The 23,794-nt window shown below is 62.8% G+C and carries 24 protein-coding genes and 4 pseudogenes; 13 read left to right on the top strand and 15 right to left on the bottom strand.

Annotation, left to right across the window (positions count from 1 at the left end):
- The first annotated feature begins 559 nt into the window (after positions 1-559).
- Entirely contained in the window at positions 560-1,213 is a 654-nt protein-coding gene (locus J8I82_RS30085) for a hypothetical protein (RefSeq protein WP_284183225.1), read from the top strand.
- Positions 1,210-1,404, top strand: coding sequence for a hypothetical protein (locus J8I82_RS30080; RefSeq protein ID WP_209763124.1), 195 nt, complete (start codon positions 1,210-1,212; stop codon positions 1,402-1,404). Before J8I82_RS30085 ends, J8I82_RS30080 begins: the two co-directional genes overlap by 4 nt.
- 677 nt (positions 1,405-2,081) lie before the next feature.
- Here J8I82_RS30080 and J8I82_RS30075 read toward each other — a convergent pair.
- Together J8I82_RS30075 and J8I82_RS30070 are read right to left on the bottom strand one after the other, a co-directional pair.
- Complete coding sequence (locus J8I82_RS30075) at positions 2,082-2,348, bottom strand: HepT-like ribonuclease domain-containing protein (RefSeq protein ID WP_209763122.1); 267 nt, start codon at positions 2,346-2,348, stop codon at positions 2,082-2,084.
- A complete protein-coding gene (locus J8I82_RS30070; RefSeq protein WP_153955293.1) occupies positions 2,345-2,635 on the bottom strand; it encodes a nucleotidyltransferase family protein in 291 nt (96 codons plus the stop codon). Before J8I82_RS30070 ends, J8I82_RS30075 begins: the two co-directional genes overlap by 4 nt.
- Before the next feature lie 405 nt (positions 2,636-3,040).
- On the opposite strand from J8I82_RS30070, the gene J8I82_RS30065 reads away from it, so the two are divergent.
- Positions 3,041-3,589, top strand: coding sequence for a plasmid pRiA4b ORF-3 family protein (locus tag J8I82_RS30065; protein ID WP_209763120.1), 549 nt, complete (start codon positions 3,041-3,043; stop codon positions 3,587-3,589).
- A 132-nt stretch (positions 3,590-3,721) separates the two neighbouring features.
- Here the strand turns inward: J8I82_RS30065 and J8I82_RS30060 are convergent.
- Positions 3,722-4,332: pseudogene (locus tag J8I82_RS30060) on the bottom strand (3'-5' exonuclease).
- Positions 4,333-4,837: 505 nt separating this feature from the next.
- On the opposite strand from J8I82_RS30060, the pseudogene J8I82_RS38615 reads away from it, so the two are divergent.
- A pseudogene (locus J8I82_RS38615) lies at positions 4,838-5,024 on the top strand (ISNCY family transposase); the annotation flags it as partial.
- A gap of 11 nt (positions 5,025-5,035) precedes the next feature.
- On the opposite strand, the pseudogene J8I82_RS39720 reads toward J8I82_RS38615, so the two are convergent.
- The 3 genes and pseudogenes from J8I82_RS39720 to J8I82_RS30045 all read right to left on the bottom strand — a co-directional run.
- Positions 5,036-5,165: pseudogene (locus J8I82_RS39720) on the bottom strand (ISNCY family transposase); the annotation flags it as partial.
- A gap of 29 nt (positions 5,166-5,194) precedes the next feature.
- Positions 5,195-5,890 (bottom strand): nucleotidyl transferase AbiEii/AbiGii toxin family protein, encoded by a 696-nt coding sequence (locus tag J8I82_RS30050; RefSeq protein ID WP_209763118.1) that lies wholly within the window; start codon positions 5,888-5,890, stop codon positions 5,195-5,197.
- On the bottom strand, positions 5,887-6,390 hold the full coding sequence (locus J8I82_RS30045; RefSeq protein ID WP_209763116.1) for a helix-turn-helix transcriptional regulator: 504 nt from the start codon (positions 6,388-6,390) through the stop codon (positions 5,887-5,889). Before J8I82_RS30045 ends, J8I82_RS30050 begins: the two co-directional genes overlap by 4 nt.
- A gap of 239 nt (positions 6,391-6,629) precedes the next feature.
- Between J8I82_RS30045 and J8I82_RS30040 the strand changes: the two genes are divergently transcribed.
- From J8I82_RS30040 to J8I82_RS30005, 9 genes are all read left to right on the top strand, one after another.
- Positions 6,630-7,478: a MurR/RpiR family transcriptional regulator gene (locus tag J8I82_RS30040; protein WP_245180288.1), complete on the top strand. Its 849-nt coding sequence runs from the start codon at positions 6,630-6,632 to the stop codon at positions 7,476-7,478.
- 21 nt (positions 7,479-7,499) lie between these two features.
- Positions 7,500-8,732 (top strand): diaminopropionate ammonia-lyase, encoded by a 1,233-nt coding sequence (locus tag J8I82_RS30035; protein WP_209763112.1) that lies wholly within the window; start codon positions 7,500-7,502, stop codon positions 8,730-8,732.
- Between the two features lie 65 nt (positions 8,733-8,797).
- Positions 8,798-9,976: a M20 family metallo-hydrolase gene (locus tag J8I82_RS30030; protein ID WP_245180299.1), complete on the top strand. Its 1,179-nt coding sequence runs from the start codon at positions 8,798-8,800 to the stop codon at positions 9,974-9,976.
- 31 nt (positions 9,977-10,007) lie between these two features.
- Positions 10,008-10,955 carry an N-carbamoyl-D-amino-acid hydrolase gene (locus J8I82_RS30025; protein WP_209763108.1) on the top strand — a complete coding sequence of 316 codons (948 nt, stop codon included), beginning with the start codon at positions 10,008-10,010 and terminating at the stop codon, positions 10,953-10,955.
- Between the two features lie 122 nt (positions 10,956-11,077).
- On the top strand, positions 11,078-12,409 hold the full coding sequence (locus J8I82_RS30020) for an MFS transporter (RefSeq protein WP_209763174.1): 1,332 nt from the start codon (positions 11,078-11,080) through the stop codon (positions 12,407-12,409).
- A gap of 19 nt (positions 12,410-12,428) precedes the next feature.
- Positions 12,429-13,589, top strand: a complete 1,161-nt coding sequence (locus J8I82_RS30015; protein WP_209763106.1) for a YgeY family selenium metabolism-linked hydrolase — start codon at positions 12,429-12,431, stop codon at positions 13,587-13,589.
- A gap of 309 nt (positions 13,590-13,898) precedes the next feature.
- On the top strand, positions 13,899-14,405 hold the full coding sequence (locus J8I82_RS38610) for a DUF6884 domain-containing protein (protein WP_245180287.1): 507 nt from the start codon (positions 13,899-13,901) through the stop codon (positions 14,403-14,405).
- The gene (locus tag J8I82_RS38605) at positions 14,366-14,680 is read left to right on the top strand and encodes a hypothetical protein (RefSeq protein WP_245180286.1); all 315 of its coding nucleotides are present in this window, start codon (positions 14,366-14,368) and stop codon (positions 14,678-14,680) included. The genes J8I82_RS38610 and J8I82_RS38605 overlap by 40 nt, the downstream gene beginning before the upstream one ends.
- Positions 14,677-15,009 (top strand): hypothetical protein, encoded by a 333-nt coding sequence (locus tag J8I82_RS30005; RefSeq protein WP_245180285.1) that lies wholly within the window; start codon positions 14,677-14,679, stop codon positions 15,007-15,009. Before J8I82_RS38605 ends, J8I82_RS30005 begins: the two co-directional genes overlap by 4 nt.
- Positions 15,010-15,272: 263 nt before the next feature.
- On the opposite strand, the pseudogene J8I82_RS39715 reads toward J8I82_RS30005, so the two are convergent.
- The 9 genes and pseudogenes from J8I82_RS39715 to J8I82_RS29965 all read right to left on the bottom strand — a co-directional run.
- Positions 15,273-15,469 (bottom strand): annotated as a pseudogene (locus tag J8I82_RS39715) (hypothetical protein); the annotation flags it as partial.
- 349 nt (positions 15,470-15,818) lie between these two features.
- Positions 15,819-16,871, bottom strand: a complete 1,053-nt coding sequence (locus tag J8I82_RS30000; RefSeq protein ID WP_245180284.1) for a branched-chain amino acid ABC transporter permease — start codon at positions 16,869-16,871, stop codon at positions 15,819-15,821.
- Positions 16,871-17,755: a branched-chain amino acid ABC transporter permease gene (locus J8I82_RS29995; RefSeq protein ID WP_209763104.1), complete on the bottom strand. Its 885-nt coding sequence runs from the start codon at positions 17,753-17,755 to the stop codon at positions 16,871-16,873. The genes J8I82_RS30000 and J8I82_RS29995 overlap by 1 nt, the downstream gene beginning before the upstream one ends.
- A gap of 157 nt (positions 17,756-17,912) precedes the next feature.
- Entirely contained in the window at positions 17,913-19,121 is a 1,209-nt protein-coding gene (locus J8I82_RS29990; protein ID WP_209763102.1) for an ABC transporter substrate-binding protein, read from the bottom strand.
- Between the two features lie 70 nt (positions 19,122-19,191).
- Positions 19,192-19,920 carry an ABC transporter ATP-binding protein gene (locus J8I82_RS29985; RefSeq protein ID WP_209763167.1) on the bottom strand — a complete coding sequence of 243 codons (729 nt, stop codon included), beginning with the start codon at positions 19,918-19,920 and terminating at the stop codon, positions 19,192-19,194.
- A gap of 16 nt (positions 19,921-19,936) precedes the next feature.
- The gene (locus J8I82_RS29980) at positions 19,937-20,713 is read right to left on the bottom strand and encodes an ABC transporter ATP-binding protein (protein ID WP_209763100.1); all 777 of its coding nucleotides are present in this window, start codon (positions 20,711-20,713) and stop codon (positions 19,937-19,939) included.
- 199 nt (positions 20,714-20,912) lie between these two features.
- A complete protein-coding gene (locus J8I82_RS29975; protein ID WP_209763098.1) occupies positions 20,913-21,329 on the bottom strand; it encodes a cupin domain-containing protein in 417 nt (138 codons plus the stop codon).
- Between the two features lie 142 nt (positions 21,330-21,471).
- Positions 21,472-22,248, bottom strand: coding sequence for a 3-hydroxybutyrate dehydrogenase (locus tag J8I82_RS29970; RefSeq protein ID WP_209763096.1), 777 nt, complete (start codon positions 22,246-22,248; stop codon positions 21,472-21,474).
- A gap of 64 nt (positions 22,249-22,312) precedes the next feature.
- On the bottom strand, positions 22,313-23,704 hold the full coding sequence (locus tag J8I82_RS29965) for a GntP family permease (RefSeq protein ID WP_209763094.1): 1,392 nt from the start codon (positions 23,702-23,704) through the stop codon (positions 22,313-22,315).
- Positions 23,705-23,794: the final 90 nt, after the last annotated feature.

The following is a 23,794-nucleotide window of genomic DNA, read 5'->3' as shown; positions in this document are numbered from 1 at the left end:
CAGTCCGGCTAATTCGCGCTTCTTTTCACGGCAGTCCGGCTACTTCCGGTTCTGCAACGACCAAGCCGCGACGGAATTAGCTGTTAAGTCATTGATTCATTGGGAATCTCAGTCCGGCGAATTCCGGTTCCTCACAATTCGGCAAGCGCGGAACTTGTATGCAGCAGTCGCCGCATGACAACAGCCTTTGGAGCCTCGAATCGGCGCTTGCAACGTCGTTTCGCTCAGTCTTTTCGAAAACAGCGAAGTCCTCAGGCAGATCCGATCGGATCCTCGTTACGAAGCAAGCGAAGCCTGCCTCGTAACAGTATGTCCCTGGCCAGAGCATTGCAGCAGGTAAAATCGATGAGACGATACGGACACTCCAGCAATCAGACGCACCGGAAGGGCGGCGACGACGAGGTGATCCGGTCACCGCTAATTCCTGTTATGGCCGACCACACTGTATTTTGAGCAAGAGCTCCGCAGAGTCTATGAAGCACTGCGAAGCTCGCCGCTTGCCAAGTCGCACCTTACGGGCGTTTTCAAACTGGATGGGCAAGACGTCGAAGAATTCGATGTGATCGAACTTGACGGTCAGATGATTGCAAGCGAGGAGTTCGCGCAATTGCTCATGATTTTCAATGGCTCTCGAGTCCACGAACAAGGGGAACGCGAGCACGGACCGGATGAGGCACCCCCAGGCACATACTTCACCGCAGTCAATGCGGCCCTCATTCATGAGGGACACAAGAATCGGGTAGGCATCTATCTAGAGGAAGCAGGGCCCGCCCTCTACTTGGAGGATGCTCCAGAGCAAGTACCGGCGCTGGGGACCGATGTCGCTGGCGCCGTCCATGTCGACCACTTCTTCCTCCGTGGCCAGGCACCGGATTGGCTGGGGACGATTGCTTTCGCTCTTTGCGCCATGGTGGCCCACCGCATGGGCTACAGGCATATCTCGCTCATTGCCGCTGGCGGCGATGGCTATGACCCCCGCATGGTCGGCTATCGATTCTGGCCCAAGGTAGGCTTTGACGCTCCTGTGGAGCAACACGAAATCGCAGCTTGGCCGCGTGTTTCGGGATGTCGAACCGTTCAGGAAATCATCGCGACCGATGAAGACTGGTGGGACCAGAACGGTTCCCAACGGTGGATGGAATTCAGCCTGTCCGCAGGCAGCCCGTCATGGCGAAAGCTGATAGACTACTTGGAAGATAAGGAGTTGATATGACCCACGCGCTCAAGGCGAACACCCAAAAAGCGACACAAAAGTCGCCCAAGGTAATCGTGCGCGTCTCGACCGCCACGAAGGCAGTTGTCGTCACTCCGGCCATGAAAGCAAAACTGCAGGAAGCAGCCAAACGCTCTGGGCGCCGTACCTACCCAGAATTGCCTGAGTGGCGAACGGAAAGCTCACGTTAAGCGAACGGGCCGCTGGCCCGTTTTTCTTTTGTCAGCCAGCAGATTTGGCCGCGAGACTGCTCGCTTCCGATGTTAAAGGCAGTACGGCGGTTCTAAGTGGGAACAGGCTGAAAAGTTTTTCCCTGAAAAGCGAAGGGCTCCAAAGTAGTCTTCGGAGCCCAGCGCCGGCCGCGCCGTCGCAACCCATTTAGTGGGAAGGCTACCACAACAGGCGGGTTGCTCATCAAGCTCATGACATCTGTACACCACGCGCGCGGCCTTCCCGACGAAACGCGCTTGCCCTACGCGAACGCGTCGGTTTGCCTAATTTGTTCCCGCTGTTCGCCCGCCGCTAGCTGTTTCCAAGGCTCTGGAAACGATTTTGCTTCAACTAATTTTGCAGAAAATCGTTCTTCCGCATGCCCGGCACGCTGCGGCTTGCGAAGCCGAGGACGTCGCCGTCAGGCGCGCCGCTGTGCCATCACGGTGCCAAGCCGGGGGCACTATGGGAACCGACACGTGGCGACAGACTACTTTCACGCATGAAAGTAATTTAACATAATAGTTCTTATGCGAAAGCGAAGTATGCATCACTTTTAGCATTGGGAGCGGCATGCGCTGAACCCCAGTACCTCAGCCGCAACCCACCGATCGGGCCAGACCTCACCTCGCTTCCCCGCCTTGCGTCAGCGCATGTCTCACCGCTTGCTCGCCACGGCGTTGCGCATTTGATAGGCGAAGGCAAGGGGCAGCTCGGGATGCGCTGCCGCAAAGTCAGGATAGTGACCCTCGATATTGTGGCTGGCTTCCCCAATGACCTCGAGGTTGCGAATCACCGCGTCTTGCGCCATCTCGTTGCCCAGGAACGCTACCGCGTCCAAGTCTTCCGTGTACCGCCCAATGCGTTCGATCGCTTCAAGAATGTGCGCCAGATAATCGGTCAGGCGCTGCTGATCTCGACTCATACCGGCACCGCTTCGGCCAGCACGGTGGCGCGGAACTTTTCTGGCAAGGCCTTTGGCGTCAGCACATCGACGGGCACCCCCAGCAACTGAAGCAGTTCGTGGCGGATCGCGCCGATGTCGAACAGCGTCGTGTCTGGCGTCGGATCAATGAGGAGGTCCAAATCGCTGCCCTCAGTGTCATCGCCATGAACGACCGAACCAAAGACGCGCGGATTGCTGGCCCGGTGCGCCGACACGACGCGCCGAATGGCCTCCCGATGCGATGAGAGCGCAAGAGACGGTTTCATGCTGCGTGGCTCCTTTAGGTGCGTCCATTTTATCTCGCTTGCCTTGCCGGCGCGCACTCAGCGCTCCCGTGGCTGCTAGCAACTCAGCGCGGTCACCGACACCGGCAGCGACATTGCCCTCCCTCCGCACGCCGTCTTGTCGCATTGGCAACCACAGCGACGACAGCCCGAAACTGCCAAGGCATGAATTGGTCATCACATTGTAGTCAGCCCTGCCGATCGTGAGAAACCCGCGCCGACTTGGCGGCTGCGGTACGCGCAGGCCTGCCCGAGACGAGCCCGGGCGGGATGGTCGCTCTCACATCGTGCATGCTTTTGCCACGGTGAATTTCGTCCGGGACATCGCGCGTGCGCCGTCCGATACAATGTTTGAGATGCTCCTGAACCGTTCCCCGATTGCCATCCATGCTGAAGCCTGCCGCCACCCTGCGCATCGAACTGCTGGACGTGACACCCCTCGTCTGGCGAAGGTTTGTGGTGCCCGCGCATGTGCAACTGCCCAGGCTGCACAAGATCATCCAGACGGTGATGGGCTGGGAAGACAGTCACCTCCATCTGTTTGATTTCGGCGGCACGGAATACGGTGTGCTGGACGACGAGTTTCCGGACGACCACACTCGGTCCGAAAAGGGCGTGCGGCTGGATAAGGCGCTTGGCTCTGCCACCCAGTTCCAATATCGCTACGATTTTGGGGACAACTGGCGGCATCGTCTCGTGGTCGAGACGCTGGGTGCACCAGACCTGTGTTTCACCCTTCCGATTTGCTTGGCCGGTGAGAACGCCTGCCCACCCGAAGACGTGGGTAGCGTCGCCGGCTATGCTGAGTTTCTGCATGCCTTGGCGGATCCGGAACATCGCCAGCACAGCGACTACCGAACTTGGGTCGGTGGGATTTTTGATCCCGCGGGATTCGACGTGAATGCAGTCAATGCCAGCTTACGTACCCTGCGATAAGGGATGCGTTTGATTGGGCGGGCCCCATGCTCTGCTGACGCAAAGAGCGGGGCCACATCACCTCAACTAGGTCCCGGCTACGGCTTACCACCGGTCACCAGTGTGGACTTGCTTTAGACTCGGCCACGGCCGCTAACCCGTGCATAGCGAGCGCAGTAGGGTTGCGACGTTGGCACGGCTGGTCGCTTGCACACGGGTCATAAGGTCATGATCAATTTGTCCCAATCCGTAGGTCTCAGCGATATCGTGTCGGAGGCGAGACCATAGGCCACTGGTGACTTCAGCGTCGGCCATTGCTCGGTGCGCCCGACCGGCCATGGGCAAGTTCAGCATCTTCGCTAGCGTCGCTAGCTTGTGATTCTGTGCCTGCGGGTAAACGCGTCGCGCAACAAGCATCGTACAGGCGAACGACTGCGGTGCCGACATGCCGAGGTGAGCCAGCTCCGCCTGCCAAAACCTTCGGTCAAATCCCGCATTGTGGGCCACCACGGGATGGTTGCCGACGAACTTGGCTGCTTCACGCATCACCGTCGAGGCGGCGGGCGCCAATGCGATCATCTCGTTGGTAATGCCGGTCAGGCGCACCACCTCAGCAGGAATCCGCCTGCCCGCGTTCATCAGGCTTTGATAGCGGTCGACAACGTTTCCGTCACGCATCAAGATGACGGCAATCTCCGTCGCTCTGTCACCCCGACTTGGCGACAGGCCTGTCGTTTCAAATCAAGCACCGCAATGGTCTGCACGTAGCCCCTCTTGTCAGTCTGCGCACCGGGCGTTTTGCCAAATTTAGCGTTGTCAACTGGTACCAAGGAAGGGCACAAGCACGGCACCCTCAGAAAAGGTCGGTATTCTCCCACGCTCCGGATTCGCTAACAGGCGCCAACGGCGCCGTCGGTTGCAGACGCTGTCGCCAAACCTGCTCTTCCCTTGCCAACCTCCATGCCGGGCGGATCGTCGATCCACTCACGTACACCTCAGACACGCCTCGTGCACTGATGCCTCGCATCCTGCGGAGGCCAAAAGATCGACTGACCTCGCGCAATGCACAGTTTTCGTACTTTCACGAAAATGAAGTAATTGCCACTCCTGGGGGCGTTGTTTGTTAGTAGTAGCGGCAGTTGAGGACGCCACCGGAACAAATTTTCGCGGACGACGACCGCATCGGTCCAGGCGTGGCGGCTGGCAGTCCAAGGCTCTCTGGGTCATCGCCAGCAGCCACAAGGGCTAGAATCTCGCGTCCGCGGCCTGATCTGCGACGGCTACGCCGACTTCGGCCCGCCCCTGGCCGCCGAGAAGCTGCGCGAGTACCATGGCATCGAGCTGGCCACCGAGACGGTACGCCGGATCATGATCGACGCCGAGGAAGCTGCGCCCGCCCAAGGTGCAGCAGCCGCGCAATCGCCGCGCCTGCCTTGGCGAGCTGGTGCAGATCAACATAGGCACGCGTGCGCTGAAATACGCCGACGTGGATTCGGTCGGCACGAACCGCAACTGCATCAGCCGTCCGGTCGCGTCGTCGACGTAGATCAGCAGCGTGCATGCCGGCGCGGTCCTCGAACCACGCTTGGTCGCTGCCGTAGCGCATCCTGAATCGAGTTTTGCATCCTAAGGGCGCGGCCGGCTCGGCGCCCTCGGTGTAGCACCGTCGGCGTTCAGCACCGGATGGAGAAAATCCCCCACCAGGGCGACGCACTCGTCGAAACTCCGGTTGAAACTAATTCGCTGGATCCTGCTGAACTGCTCGCGCATGATCGGAGGGCCAGCCTGGACCTGGTTCAGGAAGGCAGACGCGTGTCGAAGCAGAAACGGCGCAGCGTGCACGAGTGCTGTGGGTTCTTGCTCGACCACGACTGCCATGTCAAAGAGATCCCGCGCAGTGGCCCGGTCGCCACGATGGTAGAGTTTCTTGGCAACGATCTCGGCCGCAGTCTCGACCTTGACGGGTCGCCCCATGATTTCCCAGATCTCGAATGGCTCCTCGGTCAGGTTGGGCGAGGCAACGATGTCGACTTCGCCTGCGTCAAGGACCAGCTTCACGAAATTCCCCTGCTCAACATAGTCGCTCGTAATGCTTTCGGCCGTCTCACTCAAACGCGGCGTCACGAACCCCAGGTATTGCGGATCCGGTACAAAGAGGTCGATATCACGGGAAAAGCGATGGCGGTACCGGAGCATCAAGACCGTCCCTCCCCCAAAGGTCCAGAACGGCTCGATGCCTCCGTGCTTTCTCGCCTCTTCCATCAACGTGAAGGCGTGCGGAAACAGGCTTTCCCAGATGTCACCTTGGAGTTCAACTTTCATGCCCACAGGCCTCCGCGGGTCACCATCAAGGACTGCGCGAGCCGCCTGAGGTTTTTCCAGATGTCAGCCGGATTCCGGTGCTGCTTCGCCGCTACTTCCGCAACTACTTTGGTGACTAGTTGCAGAGGCGCCTCATCCAAAACTTGGGCGACTTGGGGACGATATTCTGACGGCACCTCCCCCGTGGCCAGAGCGCGCTCGAGCTCGGCTGGTGTGAGCTCGCCTGTGTAGCTCACGTTGGCGCCCTTCGCGGCCATCCACAGCGCGCGCGTCGGCGCCCCCTTCATCCGACGGCTTTCCTCGGGATCCTTAATATCGACTGCTAGGCCGAGCACGTCCATCAGTCGCCCCAGCGTCTGAAGCGTGGCGTTCACGCTGCCGTGCTCGATCCCATTCAGCGACTGGCGCGACAGCCCGGCCATGTCGGCCAGCTGCTGCTGGGTCAAGCCCAGGGCAATCCGCTTGCGTTGAATCGCGTTACCTAAGAGAGCAGTAATCATGGCGTGGCCTTCAGAGATATGTGTCAAGTATAGACGACACATAGCCTATGACGGGTTGCATAGAAGCCTGCATCTTTAAGGAGTGCGGGCTCGACGTCACTCAGCGAAACGCCTCGACCCGCCCGCACCATGTGCGCGACAATCCCCTCATGAAACTAAAGTTTCATGCAGAATTTTGTTTGACACCAAAGTTTCATCGGCCTATATTTATGAAACCGAAGTTTCATTCGGACCCGACTATGACCTCATCGTTGCAAGACAAGATCCTCACGCTGAACGACCAGCTCACCGAAAGCGAGCGCCGCCTGGCCGCCGTGACCCTGGAGTGCATCGGCAACCTTGCCGCCTACTCGGCCACCGAGCTGGCGCAGAAGGCCGGCGTGTCCAAGGCGACCGCCGGCCGGTTCTTCCGCCGCCTCGGCTACGAGAATTTCAACGAGGTCCGCGCCCTGCTGCGCGACGAGGCCGACCGCGGCTCGCCGCTGTATGAGCTGGCCGGCGTGCAAGCCCCTGCCGACGACCAGGCGCCGCTGGCCCGCCATCTCGCCAACGACCTGCAGAACCTCGCCCAGACCTTCGACCGCCTGCACCAGGCCGATGTCGAGCGCGCCGTCGCGCTGTTCGCCGGCGCCGGGCGGGTCTTTATCGCCGGCTTCCGCAACGGCCGCGTGCTGGCGCAGTACGCTTGGGCGCTGCTGACCCAGTTGCGGCCGGGCGTCACGCTGGCGCCGGGCGCCGGCCTGAACCTTGCCGAAGACCTTGCCGACCTGGGCGCGGACGACTTGCTGCTGGTGATGGACTTCCGCCGCCGCGTCACGCTGCTGTGGCCGATGGTGGCGCACGCCAACCGCGTCGGCGCCAAGGTCGTGATCCTGACCGACCCCAGCGCGACCGACCTGCCGGCGCGCTCCGACGTGGTGCTTCGCTGCGTCAACCACGGTGCGGCGGTGTTCGACTCCTATGTCGCGGCCGTCAGCCTGATTAACCACCTTTGCACAAGCCTCGCGCTGATTCTCGGCGACGCGGCGCGCGAGCGGCTCGAGGAAATCGAATCGCTCCATGACCACTACGGCGACTTGCATCGCTAGAACCCAACCCAGGAGACTGTCTTGAACCACCCGCTCCCCAACCTGAAGCTGCAGTGCGCGCTGAACCCGGCCGCCATGCCCGGCGCCCCTTACGGCGCCCGCCAGCAAGCCGTGCTCGGCGGCGAAGCCTTTGTCCGCGCCGCCGCGCAGATCCGCCGCTGGCCGGGCTACGCGCCGACGCCGCTGGTCGCACTCGATGGCCTTGCACAAGCCGCCGGTGTCGCACAGATCCTTTACAAGGACGAAGGCGACCGCTTCGGGCTGGGCAGCTTCAAGGCGCTGGGCGGGGCCTATGCGGTCAGCTGCCTGCTGGTACGCGAGATCGGCAGCCGGCTGGGCGTGGGCGACGTGTCGGTCGACGACCTGCTGTCGGGCCGCTATGCCGACGTGGTGCGGGATATCACGGTCACCTGCGCCACTGACGGCAACCACGGCCGCTCCGTGGCGTGGGGCGCACAACGCTTCGGCTGCCAGTGCGTGATCTATATCCATGCCACCGTCAGCGAAGGACGCAAGGCCGCCATCGAGCAGTACGGCGCGCAGGTGGTCCGCACCGCCGGCAACTACGACGATTCGGTACGCCAGGCGGCCGAGGATGCGGCACGGCTGGGGCGTTTCGTGGTCTCCGATACCTCCTATGAAGGCTATATGGAGGTGCCCAAGGACGTGATGCAGGGCTACGCGGTGATGGCCGACGAGGCGCTGCACCAGTTGCCGGACGACCAGTTGCCGACCCACGTGTTCCTGCAGGGCGGCGTGGGCGGGCTTGCCGCCGCGGTGTGCGCGCACTTCTGGGAAGCGCTCGGCGACAAGCGCCCCCGCTTTATCGTGGTCGAGCCGGACAAGGCCGCCTGCCTGTATGAAAGCGCGCGCGCCGGCAAGCCGGTGGCGGTCCATGGCGACCTTGACACGGTGATGGCCGGGCTCGCCTGTGGCGAAGTCTCGCTGCTGGCGTGGGAAGTGCTGCATCCCGGCGCGCATGCCTTCCTGTCCATCGACGATGCCTCCGCGCTGGAAAGCGTGCGCCTGCTGGCCGACAGCCGCTATGGCGATGCCCCCATCGTCGCCGGCGAATCGGCCGTCGCGGGGCTGGCCGGCTGCCTTGGCGCCATGGCCGATCCCGCCACGCGTAAACAACTCGGCCTGAGCGCGGCCAGCCGGGTGCTGGTGTTCGGCAGCGAAGGCGCGACCGATGTGGCACTGTACCAGCGCATCGTCGGCCGCCTCCCCGAAGACGTGAGGAAAGCAGCGTGACCGCGACCCTCGACCTTGAGCGAACTGCGCGGATCGACCTGCCTCGGCTGCTGCGACGGATCGCCATGCTCGGCGAAGTCGGCGCCATCGAAGGCGGCGGGGTCTGCCGGCTTGCGCTGACCGACGAAGACCGCGCCGGGCGCGACCTGGTGGTGTCGTGGATGCGCGAGCTGGGGCTGGCGGTCAGCATCGACGGTATCGGCAACGTGGTCGGCGTGCGTGCCGGCCGCGAAGACTTGCCGCCGGTGATGACCGGCTCGCACATCGACACCGTGCGGACCGGCGGGCGCTACGACGGCAACCTCGGCGTGCTTGCCGGCCTGGAAGTGATGGCCGCACTAGACGAGGCCGGCATCGTCACGCGCCACCCGCTGGCGGTTGCGTTTTTCACCAACGAGGAAGGCGCACGCTTTGCCCCGGACATGATGGGCAGCCTTGTGTTCCAGGGCGACCTGCCGCTGCAACAGGCGCTTGAGACGCGCGGCATCGATGGCACCACGGTCGGCGAGAATCTCGCGCGGATCCGCTATGCCGGCCCTGCGCCAGTGGGCCGCAATCGCGTGCATGCCTTCGTCGAACTGCATGTCGAGCAGGGCCCGGTGCTTGAGCACGAGGACATCGCCATCGGCGCGGTCACCGGCGTGCAGGGCATCCACTGGACCGAATTCACCGTTGAGGGCACGTCCAACCATGCCGGCACCACGCCGATGCGGCTGCGCCACGACGCCGGCCTCGTCGCCGCGCGCGTTGCCTGCTTCGTGCGCGACCTGTCGCGCGAGCTCGGCGGCGCGCAGCTTGCGACCGTCGGGCAGGTGCAGTGTTTCCCGAACCTCGTCAACGTGATCCCGAACCGCGCGGTGTTCACGGTGGACCTGCGTAATACCGATGGCGCTGTGCTGGCGGAGGCGGTGCAACGCACGCTGGCCTATGCGCAGGAGATGGTGAAGGCCGAAGGCGTTCGCCTCAGCCAGCGCACGCTGGCCGACTTCGCACCAGTGGCGTTCGATGCCGGCATGGTCGACCGCGTCGAGGCCATCGCGCGCCGGCACGGACACAGCGTCAGGCGCATGCCGAGCGGCGCGGGGCACGACGCCCAAATACTCGCCCGCATGTGCCCGGCCGGCATGATCTTCGTGCCGAGCGTAGCCGGCCTGTCGCATAACGTCGCCGAGCTCACCCATGACTGCGACATCCAGGCCGGCGCCGACGTGCTGCTCGACCTGATGCTCGAACTTGCCGCCTGACATTCCCCGCATAACAGGAGACTTCCCGATCATGTCCCGCTTTGTCCATGTCGCCGCAGCCCAGCTCGGCCCGATCCAGCGCAGCGACTCGCGCCGCGACGTCGTCGCCCGCCTGCTGGCCCACCTGCACCATGCCCACGAGATGGGTTGCCACCTCGTGGTGTTCCCAGAACTTGCGCTGACCACTTTCTTCCCGCGCTGGTACCTGGAAGACCCCGAAGCCCTCGACGCCTTCTACGAGCGCGAAATGCCCGGCCCCGAGACACGCATCCTGTTCGACACCGCCGCGCGGCTCGGCATCGGCTTCTACCTCGGCTATGCGGAACTGGCGCTGGAGGGCGGCGTGCAACGGCGCTACAACACCGCCATCCTCGTTGGCCGCGACGGCAAGATCATCGGCAAATACCGCAAGGTGCACCTGCCCGGTCACGACCAGCATGAGCCGTGGCGCGCCTTCCAGCACCTGGAAAAGCGCTATTTCGAGCCGGGCGACGACTTCGGCGTCTGGCAAGGCTTTGGCGGCGTCATGGGCATGGCGCTGTGCAACGACCGCCGCTGGTCGGAGACCTATCGCGTGATGGGCCTGCAAGGCGCCGAGATGATCCTGCTGGGCTACAACACGCCCGTGCACAACCCGCCCGCGCCGGAGCACGACGACCTGTCGATGTTCCACAACCACCTCGTGATGCAGGCCGGCGCCTACCAGAACGGCACCTGGGTGGTCGGCGTAGCCAAGGCCGGCAAGGAAGAAGGCTGCGAGATGATCGGCGGCACCTGCATCATCGCGCCGTCCGGCGAGATCGTCGCGGCCTGCTCGACCAAGGGCGACGAACTGGCCAATGCGCGCTGCGACCTCGACCTGTGCCAGTCGTATAAGGCCACGACCTTCAACTTCGAGCGGCACCGCCGCCCCGAGGCCTACGGCCGCATCACCAGCCAACGCGGCGCCACGCCGCCGCAGGCGCTGGCCGCTGCGTAGCCGGCGCACCTTTCCGCCCCCTTCCCTAGTCGAGATAAAAAGAACATGCAGGTGCCCCTGGGCGCCCGCAGGGGGCGTTGTTGTCTCATCAAATCCAAAGGAGGACCATAGTGAGCGATTCCCTGCATTCCGCGCCGACGCTGCGCGCGCCGGCCGCGACCCCGAACACATCGGACACGATGGCAGCGCACGACAACGCGCTCTACCGCAAGGTGGCCTGGCGACTGCTGCCCTTCCTGATGGCCTGCTACGTGGCAGCCTTCCTGGACCGCGTGAACGTCGGCTTTGCCAAGCTGCAGATGCTGGACCAGCTGAAGTTCAGCGACACGGTGTACGGCCTCGGCGCCGGCATCTTCTTCATCGGCTACTTCCTGTTCGAAGTGCCGAGCAACGTGCTGATGCACCGCATCGGCGCCAAGAAGACGCTGGCGCGCATCATGGTCCTGTGGGCCTGCATCTCGGCCTGCATGGCACTGACCAAAACACCGACGCTGTTCTACATCCTGCGCTTCCTGCTCGGCGCCGCCGAAGCCGGCTTCTATCCCGGCATCATCCTGTACCTCACCTACTGGTTCCCCTCGCACCGCCGCGGCCAGGTGATCGCGGTCTTCATGACCGCGGTGCCAGTAGCCGGCATCCTCGGCGGACCCCTGTCGGGCTGGATCATGGAAAGCATGCACCAGCACTACGGCTTTTCCGGCTGGCAATGGATGTTCATGCTCGAGGCGATTCCGTCGGTGGTGCTGGGCCTTGCCGTGCTCTGGTACCTGGACGACAGCATCGCTGAGGCACGCTGGCTCAGCGGGGCCGAAAAACACCGCCTCACGCACAACATCGCGGCGGAGAAGGCAAGCAAGACCGAGCATGTTTCGCTGCTGAAGCTGTTCCGCGACCGCCGCGTGATCCATATGGCGCTGATCTGCTACTGCACGGTCTCCAGCCTGTCTGGCCTCGCGTTCTGGATTCCGTCGGTGATCCGCTCGACGGGCGTGGTTTCACTGCTCGACGTCGGCCTGCTGACGGCGATCCCGAACGCGTTCGCGGTGGTGTCGATGATCCTGGTGTGCCGGCATTCCGACAAGACGCGCGAGCGGCGCTGGCATATGGTCATCCCATTTCTCGTCGGCGGCACCGGCCTCGCGCTCAGCACAATGTTCAGTCATAACCCGGCGTTCGCGGTAGCGATGCTGTCGGTGGCTGCGGCAGGGTGCATGGTCTGCTCGCCGCTGTTCTGGAGCCTGCCGACCGCCTTCCTCGAAGGTCGCAGCGCGGCGGCAGGCATTGCGGCAATCAATTCCTTCGCCGGCCTCGCCGCCTTTGCCAGTCCCTATGCGATCGGCTGGATCAAGGACCTGACCGGCTCGACCGACTGGGGCATGTACTTCCTCGCTTCCTTCACCGTGATCGGCGCGCTGCTGGTGCTGCGCGTGCCCGCTGCGCTGGTCAACCGCTGACTACAAGAGAAAACGCGACATGATCGATCCAGCGAGCAATCTCAGTGATGTCACCGCGCTGACCCGCGAGATGGTGCGCATCCCCAGCCTGTCCGGGCACGAGGGCGACCTTGCCGCGCTGCTGTCGCGCCGCATGGCCGAAGCCGGATTCACGTCGGTGACGACGGACCGCAACGGCAGTGTGCTCGGGCTGATCGGCCCCGAGGATGCCGATGTGGCGCTGTTGTTCGACGGCCATATGGACGTGGTACCAGTCACCGGCACATGGCGCTTCGAGCCATTCGGCGGCACCATCCACGACGGCCGGCTGTACGGACGCGGCAGCACCGACATGAAGGGCGGCATAGCCGCCGCCATCTGCGGCGTCGCCGCGGCGGCGCGGGAGCGGCCGCTGCGCAAGCGCATCGCGGTGTCCGCCAGCGTGCTGGAGGAAGTCATCGAAGGGCATGCGCTGGCATCGGTGCTCGGCCGATGCCAGCCCGCGGCAGTGGTCATCTGCGAGCCGTCGAAGCTGCAGGTCAAGACGGGACAGAAGGGGCGGCTGGAAATCCAGCTCACCTTCCACGGCAAACCCGCGCATGCGGCAACGCCGCACCTCGGCATCAATCCGCTGCACGCCGCCGCACGCGCGCTGATGGCGCTGGAAGGCCTGCAGCTGCCGGTCGACCCAGTCCTTGGCGCCGCGCTGCTGGTGCCGACGGACATCGTCTCGTCGCCGTATCCGTCGATCTCGATGATCCCGACTTCGGCGACCATCCGCTTCGACCGCCGCACCCTGGACGGCGAGACGCGCGTGGACATCCTCGGCCAGATCGACACCTGCCTGCGCGCCAATGGTCTGCATGGCTTTGCACTGACGGTCTCCGACGATGAGGTGCGGACCTTCACCGGCGAATCGGCGCGGCCGACCCGCTGGCTGCCGGCATGGCAGCAGCCGCAAAGCACCCCGCTGGTGCAAGCCGCGATGCGCGCTATCGCGCAAGCCGGGCACTCGCCGCAGGTCGGAACCTGGGCGTTCTGCACCAACGGCTCTGAATCGGCCGGCCGCCGCCGCATCCCGACCATCGGGCTGGGGCCGGGGTGCGAGGAGGACGCGCATACCATCGATGAATCGATCGCGCTGCAACAGCTGGATGGCGCGCGCGCGATCTATCGCAACCTGGTTTTAGAGATGGCCTGACACTACAGCTGAACGATGCAGCGGCGCGCTGCTTCACAGCATGCGCGCCGCCTCGTCGAGCAACTGTCATGGGCGACATACATTCCGACGCGGGCCACGCACACCAGCGCAAAAGGGAGCGCGCCAGTGGCCGAACGCGTCCCTCCCGATTACTGGCAGCCTGCGCAATTCCCGCTGGGTTTCCACACCGGCGCAGACCAGACTAGCGCCTTCTCGTCTCTCCGACAGCGGGCGATGCACGAGGGAACCTGTCCGAGCCTTCGTTCACGGTTGCCTTGACTTTGGCGCTGGGTCTGTAGAGTGAAAAGCATGCAACGCGACTTGATGCCCATGCTTTCTACCAGCCAACTATCTCTCTTCCCCGACACCCCCAAACCCCGTAATGATGCTAGCGAGTCGGCCCTACTCCTGATGGCCTGCTCGAGCACGAAGCTCGATCGGGATGCGCGCGCCATCGACCTATACCGGGGCGTCATGTACGCATCGTACCGGGCGCACGTGCGCAGCGATGCGGCGCCACGCGTCTTGATCCTGTCCGCGCTTCACGGTTTCCTGCCGCCCGACACCGAGATTGCACCCTACGATGAGCGCATGACGCGGAAACGCGCCGACCAGATGATGGCCGACTTGCCGCGCTACCTGCAGCCCGCTGCCTGGCCAACCCGTGTCGGCTTGGTGATGCTGGCGGGCGGCGCCGAGTATCGACGCGTCATGCGCGCCGCGCTGGCCCGCCGGTACGGTCCTGCCTGCGGCAGGAAACCACTGATGGCATCGGCATGCAGCGGTCGCAACTCGGCGCTTTCCTCGGCGGCTTGAAGCCGCCGTTCCGCGACCAAATCGGCCGGCACGCTAACGGCACACCGCTCTATCGCGCGTATGGATGGATCGAGGCCGGCGCCTTCGCCACACTGCTCTACCGGGCCGCTCCCGCTCTTCCCTCACGCCAGGCTCGCGTGCTCTCCGTCTTCAAGGGGCCGAGCGGCCTTACCGCCGACGTTGAAGTGGAAGAGTTCGTACGCGGCCGCGCGAAAATTTGCCCGCGTTGGGTCAGCGTCCGGGATCTCCACCCTTCCGCCAAGGTACCGGCATGAGTGATCTTGACCGACAACTGCATCGGGATGCGGTTGAGCTTTGCCAATCCGGGCCGGCCACGCCCGACAAACTCATGGCGCTGGCCCATGCAGGGCTCAAAGCGTGGGCGAAGGTCGGCAATCTGCAGTTCCCTTCCGAAAAGAGGTACGCACTACTTCAAGAAATCATGCGCTACTGCGCCTGCGAATGCCTGCTTGCGTGCCGCTTCACCCAGGCGGACCGCTTGGAGCGGATCGCGGACATGATGGACGCCGCCTACCCTCGCTACGCCTGCACCCGCGCAAGACTCGCCGCCCGCCGCAACCTTTATGGGCGGCCGCGGTTCTGATCCCCTTTATTTGCAAGCGATATCCGCCGCGAAGCGGTGGCAGGTGTGTAATGGGGCAAATTCAGTATATAACAGGGGCATGATGCCAATGGACTCCCACTGGCTTGGGGATCAGCTTCGGCTCGAAGCTGCCATCGCGGTCGCGTGGCAACTCGCTCGCATTTGGGATATGAGCCAGGCGAGCCCAAGCCGGCCGAGCAGTCCAATGCCCGTAACTGCCTCAGCGGCAAGACCGTGATTACCGAGCGCGGCCCGGTGCGGGTCGCTCATCTCGGCGTTCATCGCCCGTTCGATGATGGCTATTGAACGCCAGCATCAGGTCCTGGACCTCGCTGGGGGTCATCGGCCCTTTGACCAACTCATCCAGCAAACCCTCAGGCAAAGCCGGCAGCGGCCCGCGGGCCGCTGCCCGAGACGCCACCGTATATCCTTCCGCGGCCTTGAAGGCCGAGGTGCGTATTTCAGGGCGCGTGATCAGCGATTTCGGGGGAACGTGATCACCTGTTTCGGACCGTTGCTACGGCGGCGGGAATGGCTACCCAACACCATGCGGTATGACGGCAGCGCCTCGAAGAACTCTTAGCAAGACTCTGCATGAAATTGTCTCCTCGTTTGTTGTTTGTTCATTAGAAGGAATAACGTCGCATCATTCAGGCGAGGCAACTTGCAACGATGCAGCTCGAGAAACGATGAAAGCGATATGGGGCTTGCGGGACCCGAGAAGAGCGCTAGCCCAATTCATGTTGTACAACCTTGAGCCGGGCTGGTTATGAATGGAACCCGAACGGATTGGGAGCTCTTCGCGGAACTTACTCGCGCTTGTGCGCAAAGAGCGCCTCCAACGCGCCCATCATGCCACGGCGGAAACTCAGCACGCAAAGGACAAAGATCGCCCCGATAACCATCGCAACGGACTCTCCCAGGGTATTGAACCAGTCAATCCCCGTAACCGAAGCGAGGAAGGCACCGATGTCGCCCAGCTTGTTCTCCAGCGCCACGACCACGAAGGCGCCGACGATCGGGCCGGACAAGGTGCCCAGGCCGCCGACCAGCGTCATCAGGATCACCGAGCCCGACATCGACCAGTGCACGTCGGTCAGGGTCTCGAAGCCCAGCACCAGCGCCTTGATCGAGCCGGCCAGCCCCGACAGCGCCGCCGACAGCACGAAGGCGGTCAGCTTGAAGCGGTCGACATCGTAGCCCAGCGAAATGGCGCGCGGCTCGTTCTCCTTGATCGCCTTCAAGATCTGTCCGAACGGCGAATGCACCGTGCGAACGATCAGCGCGAAGGCCGCGACGATGATCACCAGCGCCACGTAGTACAGCGTCAGGTCACTGGACAGCGGCAGCACGCCGAACAGCCTGCCGCGCGGAATGCCCTGCAGTCCGTCCTCGCCGCCGGTGAAGGGCGCCTGCAGGCAGATAAAGAACAGCATCTGCGCCAGCGCCAGCGTGATCATCGAGAAGTAGATGCCCTGGCGGCGGATCGCCAGGGAGCCGACCACGTAGCCAATCAGCGCGCCGGTGGTCGTGCCCAGCAGCAGCCCGATCTCGGGCGTCACGCCCCAGACCTTCATGGCATGGCCGGCCGCGTAGCCGGCACCGCCGAAGAAAGCGGCATGGCCGAACGACAGCAGTCCGGTATAGCCGATCAGCAGGTTGAACGCGCACGCGAACAGCGCGAAGCACAGCACCTTGAGCACGAATACCGGATAGGCACCCGCCAGCGGCGCAGCGATCAGCGCCAAAAGCAGCAACCCATACAGCAGCTTCTTCGGCACTCGCTGGCCAATTTGTGCCTGAGCTGCCTTCTGTGCGAGGGTGGGTTTCGTCGAAGGTGTCGACGATGTGGATGCAGTCATTACTTCTCCTTTCCGAACAGCCCCGCCGGGCGCAGCAGCAGCACGATCACCATGATGAAGAACACCACGGTCGACGATGCTTCTGGATAGAACACCTTAGTCAGACCCTCGACCAGGCCCAGCCCCAAGCCGGTCAGGATCGCCCCCATGATCGAGCCCATGCCGCCGATCACCACCACTGCGAACACGATGATGATCAGGTTCTGGCCCATCAGCGGTGAGATCTGGATCACCGGCGCGGCCAGCACCCCGGCAAACGCAGCTAGTGCCACGCCGAAGCCGTAGGTCAGGGTCACCATCAACGGCACGTTGACGCCGAAGGCCTCGACCATCTTGGGGTTCTCGGTGCCGGCGCGCAGGTAGGCGCCCAGCTTGGTCTTCTCGATCACGTACCAGGTTGCGAAGCACACCACCAGCGAAGCCACCACGACCCAGGCGCGGTAGTTCGGCAGGATCATGAAGCCGAGGTCGGTCGCCCCCTGCAGCACGTCGGGCGTCTGGTATGGCAGGCCCGAAACGCCGTAGACCGAGCGGAAGATTCCCTCGATCACCAGCGTGATGCCCAGTGTGAGCAGCAGGCCGTAGATGTGGTCGAGCTTGTAGATCCAGCGCAGCATGGTCTTCTCGATCACCACCCCGATGGCGGCAACGACCAGCGGCGACAGCAGAAGCATGATCCAGTAGTTGAGCCCGGCGTACTCCATGCCCATCCAGGCCAGCACCGCACCCAGCATGAAGAGCGCACCGTGCACAAAATTGATGACGTTGAGCAGGCCGAAGATGACCGCCAGGCCCAGGCTCAGCATCGCGTAAAAGGCCCCATTGACCAGCCCCAGCAGAAACTGGGACAGCAAGGCGGGAAGAGGGATTCCAAAGATGTCCATGTGGCTCGCTGTTTTCCGTGGCTAGTTGTTTACCCGTTGCAGATGCGGGCATGCGCGCCGTTCCAGTCTCGTCGCACACTGGGTGCGAGCGAGAGCAACGCGCAGAATGCTGCGGCGAGGCCGGCTTAGCGAGCCGGCGAGCGCTGCACTGGCGGCCTTATCGCTTCAATAGCGGGCACTTCGACTCGGCCACCGTACCGAAAGCCTGATCGCCCGGGATGGTCGCCACCACCTTCAGGTAATCCCACGGCTTCTTCGACTCGGCCGCGGTCTTCACCTGCATCAGGTACATGTCGTGGATGCCACGGCCGTCCTGGCGGATATAGCCCTTGGTGTAGAAGTCGTTGATCTTCATCTTCTTCAGCTCGGCCATGACCTTGTCCGGATCGTCGGTCTTGGCCGCTTCCACCGCCTTCAGGTAGGTGCTGACTGCGGAGTAATCCGCCCCCTGCAAGCTGCTTGGCATCTTCTTGTTTCGGATGAAGAAACGGCTGGCGAACTTGCGGGTGTCGTCGTTCATGTCCCAGTACCAGCTGTCGGTCATCAGCAGGCCTTCGGTGTTCTTCAGACCCAGGCTGTGGATGTCGTTGATGAACATCAGCAGGCCGGTGATCTTCATCGACCTGCTAATGCCGAACTCCTTGGCCGCCTTGATCGCGTTAATGGTGTCGCCCCCGGCGTTGGCCAGGCCCAGGATCTGCGCCTTGGACGACTGCGCCTGCAGCAGGAATGACGAGAAGTCGGACGCCGACAGCGGATGGCGCACCCGCCCTGCCACCGTGCCGCCGCTGGCCTTGACCACTGCGGCGGTGTCACTTTCGAGCGAGTGGCCAAAGGCGTAGTCGGCGGTCAGGAAGAACCAGGACTTGCCGCCCTGCTTGACGACCGCGCTGCCGGTGCCCTTGGCCAGCGCCACCGTGTCATAGGCGTAGTGCACCGTGTACGGCGAGCACTCTTCATTGGTCAGGCGCGCGGTGCCAGCGCCCACGTTGAAGTAGACGCGCTTCTTCTCCGAGGAAATTTTGTTCATCGCCAGCGCAGTGCCCGAGTTGGTGCCTCCCAACAACAGATCCAGCCCTTCCTGGTCCATCCATTCGCGCGCCTTGGAGGCAGCGATGTCGGCCTTGTTCTGGTGGTCGGCGGAAAGAATCTCGATGGGCTTGCCCAGGACTTTGCCACCGTGGTCCTCGATCGCCATCTTGACTGCATCGAGGCCGCCCTTTCCGTCTATGTCGGCGTACAGGCTTGACATGTCGGTGATAAAGCCAACCTTGATCTTGTCGTTCGACACCTGCGCCGTGGCTGCGCCGGCTACCGTGCACATTGCGAGCGCCGTCGCTGCGGCCGTGAGCTTAGTCCTTTTCATTCTCATGTCTCCTGATGTGTTGCCGTGGCGTCCATGCCACTAGTTTGATGTCTGGAAATACCTCAGTGCGTCAGACCCCGAGCAGTTCATGCAGCACCGGCATCTTTGCCTGCAGTTCGCCGGCATCGAAGCGTTCGACGATGCTGCCGTGCTCCATTACGTAGAAGCGGTCGGCCAGCGTCGCGGCGAAGCGGAAGTTCTGCTCAACCATCACCACCGTGTACCCCTTCTGCTTGAGCATCCGGATCATGCGCGCCAGCGCCTGCACAATCACCGGCGCCAGCCCTTCCGAGATCTCGTCGAGCAGCAGCAGATTGGCGCCGGTGCGCAGGATGCGCCCGACCGCCAGCATCTGCTGCTCGCCGCCCGACAGGCGCGTGCCCTGACTCTGGCGGCGCTCCTTCAGATTGGGGAACATGTCGTAGATCTCGGCTTCGCTCATGCCCGCGCTTTTACCCGACTTGCCCTTGAGCTGCGGCGGCAGCAGCAGGTTCTCCTCGCATGACAGGCTGGAGAAGATCGCACGCTCTTCGGGGCAATAGCCGATGCCGTAGTGCGCGATCTTGTGCGTCGGCAGGCCGATGGTCTCGTTGCCGTTGACCTTGATCGAGCCCTTGCGCGCGCCGGTCAGGCCCATGATCGCGCGCAGCGTGGTGGTGCGGCCGGCGCCGTTGCGGCCCAGCAGCGTGACCACTTCGCCGCGGTTCACGGTGAGGTCAACGCCGTGCAGGATGTGCGATTCGCCGTACCAGGCCTGCAGGCCCTTGATTTCGAGTGCGGGTGTGTTGTTGGTGCTCATCATATCGTCCCCCGCTTCAGTGCGCGCCCTGCAGCTCGGCATCGGCCGTGCCCATGTAGGCCTCCATCACGCGCGGGTCCTTCGACACCTCGGCGTAAGGGCCCTCGGCCAGGATCGCGCCACGCTGCAGCACGGTGATCTTGTCGGCGATCGACGAGACCACGCTCATGTTGTGCTCGACCATCAGGATGGTGCGCCCCGCGGAGACCTTCTTGATCAGCTGCGTGACGCGGTCCACGTCCTCGTGGCCCATGCCCTGCGTGGGCTCGTCGAGCAGCATCAGCTCGGGCTCCATCGCCAGCGTGGTGGCAATCTCCAGCGCGCGCTTGCGACCGTACGGCAGGTTCACCGTCAGCGTCTGCGCGAACTCGGTCAGCCCCACCTGCTCGAGCAGCTCCATGGCGCGGTCGTTGAGCACATCGAGCGAGCGCTCGCTGCGCCAGAACTGGTAAGCGGTGCCGAGCTGGCGCTGCAACCCGATGCGCACGTTCTCCATCACCGTCAGGTGCGGGAACACCGCCGAGATCTGGAACGAGCGGATCACGCCGCGGCGCGCGATCTGCGCGGGCTTCTCGCGGGTGATGTCGATGCCGTTGAATACGATGGTGCCGGTGGTCGGCTCCAGGAACTTGGTGAGCAGGTTGAAGCAAGTGGTCTTGCCCGCGCCGTTGGGCCCGATCAATGCATGGATCGAGCCGCGGCGCACCTGTAGGTTGACGTCGCTCACCGCGGTGAACCCCTTGAACTCCTTGGTGAGGTTCCGCGTTTGAAGAATGGTTTCGTGTTGATTCATTGTCTCCTGCCTGCCCCTGTTATGGATTGTTGCCGGATTGTGTCGGGCACCACCGGGAAGCGAGCTAAATCCCGCTTCTCGTCCTGATTTCTTTCAGTGTCAGTCCGGTGATGTCATTAGGTGCGGGGCGCTTGCTGATGGTGAGCGCAACACGCCGATTTACCGCCCTAACCCCTTAGCCTCGAACCAACGCGAGGCGTCACCATTCTCCTGGCGCCGGCACCGCACACGGACCCTCTACACCCACGCTGGTAAACGCGGCGGGGCCAACGACTTCCAGGTATTCCATATCGGCCGAGTAGTCGAACAGAAAATGGCGGATACCCGGTCGCTGATGCACACAGTCTCCCGCTTCGACCAAGGTTTCCTTGTCCTCGTACATGAACTTCGCCCAGCCCTTGAGCATATAAACGATATGAAAGTCGGCGCCATGAACATGCCACCCAGTGCCTGCCTCAGGAGCACTGTTGGCGCGTACCAGATGGGCAATGACCTTGCCACCGGTTGCCTGCGCAATGCCAAGGTAACGATAAATGAAGAAGTCGCGCAGGCCACCGCTGGTGAACTCGGTGTCGCCCGGCTTGACGTGAGAGAATTTGTTTTGCTGCGTACTCATGATTTGCGGTGCTCGAAAGCGCTGCGGTGAAAGATGTTGCGATGCATGGCGCGAAGGACTCCTACCTGCTCTGTCAGTCGTGTGCTCCCCACCAGAGTTGCGGGAAGCTTGCGCTGTTCGCGCCGCTATCGGGATTAGCAGTTCACTGGGCGGTCCACCCGCCGTCAGCCACCCACGTCGCGCCGCGCACCTCGGCCGCCTGGGGGGAGCAGAGCATCAGCGCCAGGTTCCCGAGCTCCTCCGGCGTCACGAACCGGCCGGACGGCTGCTTTTCGCCAAGCAAGCGCGCCCGAGCATCGTCCGGAGACAGCCTTTCCCTTGCGGCCAGATCGTCGATTTGCTGCTGCACCAATGGCGTCAGTACGAAGCCTGGACAGATAGCGTTGCAGGTCACAGCAGTGAGCGCCGTTTCCAGGGCGGTGACTTTCGTCAATCCCACTAGCCCATGCTTGGCTGCTACGTAGGCCGACTTGCCAGCAGATCCAACCAGGCCGTGCACCGAAGCAATATTGATGATCCGGCCCCAGTTGCGCGTACGCATGCCAGGCAGCGCCAGCCTAGTTGTATGGAACCCAGAGCTCAGGTTGATGGCGATGATGTCGTCCCATTTTTGGGCGTCAAAGGTCTCAATCGGTGACACATGCTGGATGCCCGCGTTATTCACCAGTACATCCACTGCGCCGAAGCGCTCATGCACCACGGCAAACATGGCTTCAATTTCCTTCGAATTTCGCATGTCGGCGGCGTGATGGATAACTTCGGTACCGGTTGCCCGAATGGCAGCGAGCGCAGCATCCGAGTCTCCAAAGCCATTGAGTACGATATTGGCGCCGGCCTGAGCCAGCACTTGCGCGATGCCCAGGCCGATGCCGCTGGTTGAGCCGGTGACGAGCGCGGTTTTTCCGTTCAGGGATGTCATAGAAATCTGCAGTAGAGGGATCGGTTACTGCATGCGCGAAAGCGTTCGCACATGCATGGCGTGGTCAGACGAGCCCAGTCAGATAGAAGACCAGGATGACAAAGAAGACAGCCAGCGTCTTGATCAGCGTGACGGCAAAGATGTCCCGATATGACTCGCGGTGCGTCAGGCCGGTCACAGCCAGCAGCGTAATCACCGCGCCGTTGTGTGGCAGCGTGTCCATGCCGCCGCTGGCCATCGATACAACACGGTGCAATACGTCAAGCGGAATGCCGGCCGCCTGGGCTCCATGGATGAATGTGTCGCCCATGGCCGCCAAAGCAATACTCATTCCCCCCGAGGCCGATCCCGTAATACCTGCCAGGGAACTCACCGAAACAGCGGCATTAACTAGCGGATCTGGAATGCTCTTGAGAGCGTCGCCTACGAAGAGGAAACCCGGGAGCGCCGCAATCACGCCACCAAACCCATATTCCGAAGCGGTATTCATCGACGCCAGCAGCGCGCCTCCGACAGCCGTCTTCGTGCCCTCGGAGAATCGCTGTCGCACGGCGCCGAATGCGGTTAGCAACACAAATGCAATACCCAGCAGCAAAGCACCTTCAACTGCCCAAATGGCGGTCACTGTTGCGGTCGGCAGCGTGACTGGCTTGGCCAGCCCGGGCAAGGCGACGCTGCTCTGTGCGCCATACCATTGTGGAATCATTCGGGTCAGCACAAAGTTGGACGCACCAACCACCACCAGCGGCGCCATGGCGAGCAACGGATTTGGCAGATGGAGCGTATGCACCGGTTCCGGCTCATTCAGAAGCGAGGTGCCATAGCCTTCACCGCGTTTCAATGCATCACGCCGCCGCCATTCGAGGTAGCCGAGGCCCACGATAATGATGAACAGCGCTCCAGCCACGCCAAGCACTGGCGCGGCCCATGCAGTGGTCTTGAAGAACGTCGTAGGAATGATGTTCTGGATCTGCGGCGTACCCGGCAGAGAGTCCATCGTAAACGAGAAAGCGCCAAGTGCGATGGCACCGGGCATCAGGCGTTTGGGAATATTGCTCTGGCGATAGAGCTCCGCCGCAAACGGATACACGGCAAACACCACCACGAAGAGCGATACCCCGCCATAGGTCAGCAAGGCGCACACGGCAACAATCACAGCGTTGGCGCGCGCGCTGCCGATATAGCGGATTGCGGCTGCGACGATGGAGCGAGAGTAGCCCGACAGCTCAATGACTTTGCCAAAGACGGCACCCAGCAGGAACACCGGGAAATACAGCTTCACGAAACCGACCATCTTCTCCATAAAGATGCCCGTAAATGCTGGGGCGACAGCGGACGGTTCCGTCAGGGCCACGGCGCCGAGCGCGGCCAGAGGAGCAAACAGAATGACGCTGTAACCGCGGTAAGCGGCGAGCATCAGAAAAGCAAGGGCTGCAACGACAACAACAAATGACATGAAGTCTCCACGAGGATTTTTTCTTGGTTGCATCGTGTCATGGCGGGGTCGGCTAACCGCCGCGCACGTATTTGCCCAGAGCGAGCAAAA

Origin of the sequence: Cupriavidus consociatus, from assembly GCF_017814975.1 — a bacterium.
In the GTDB taxonomy this organism is placed as follows: Bacteria; Pseudomonadota; Gammaproteobacteria; order Burkholderiales; family Burkholderiaceae; genus Cupriavidus; species Cupriavidus consociatus.
Note: the sequence above shows the minus strand (reverse complement) of the source record. Positions and strands in the feature narration are given on the sequence as shown.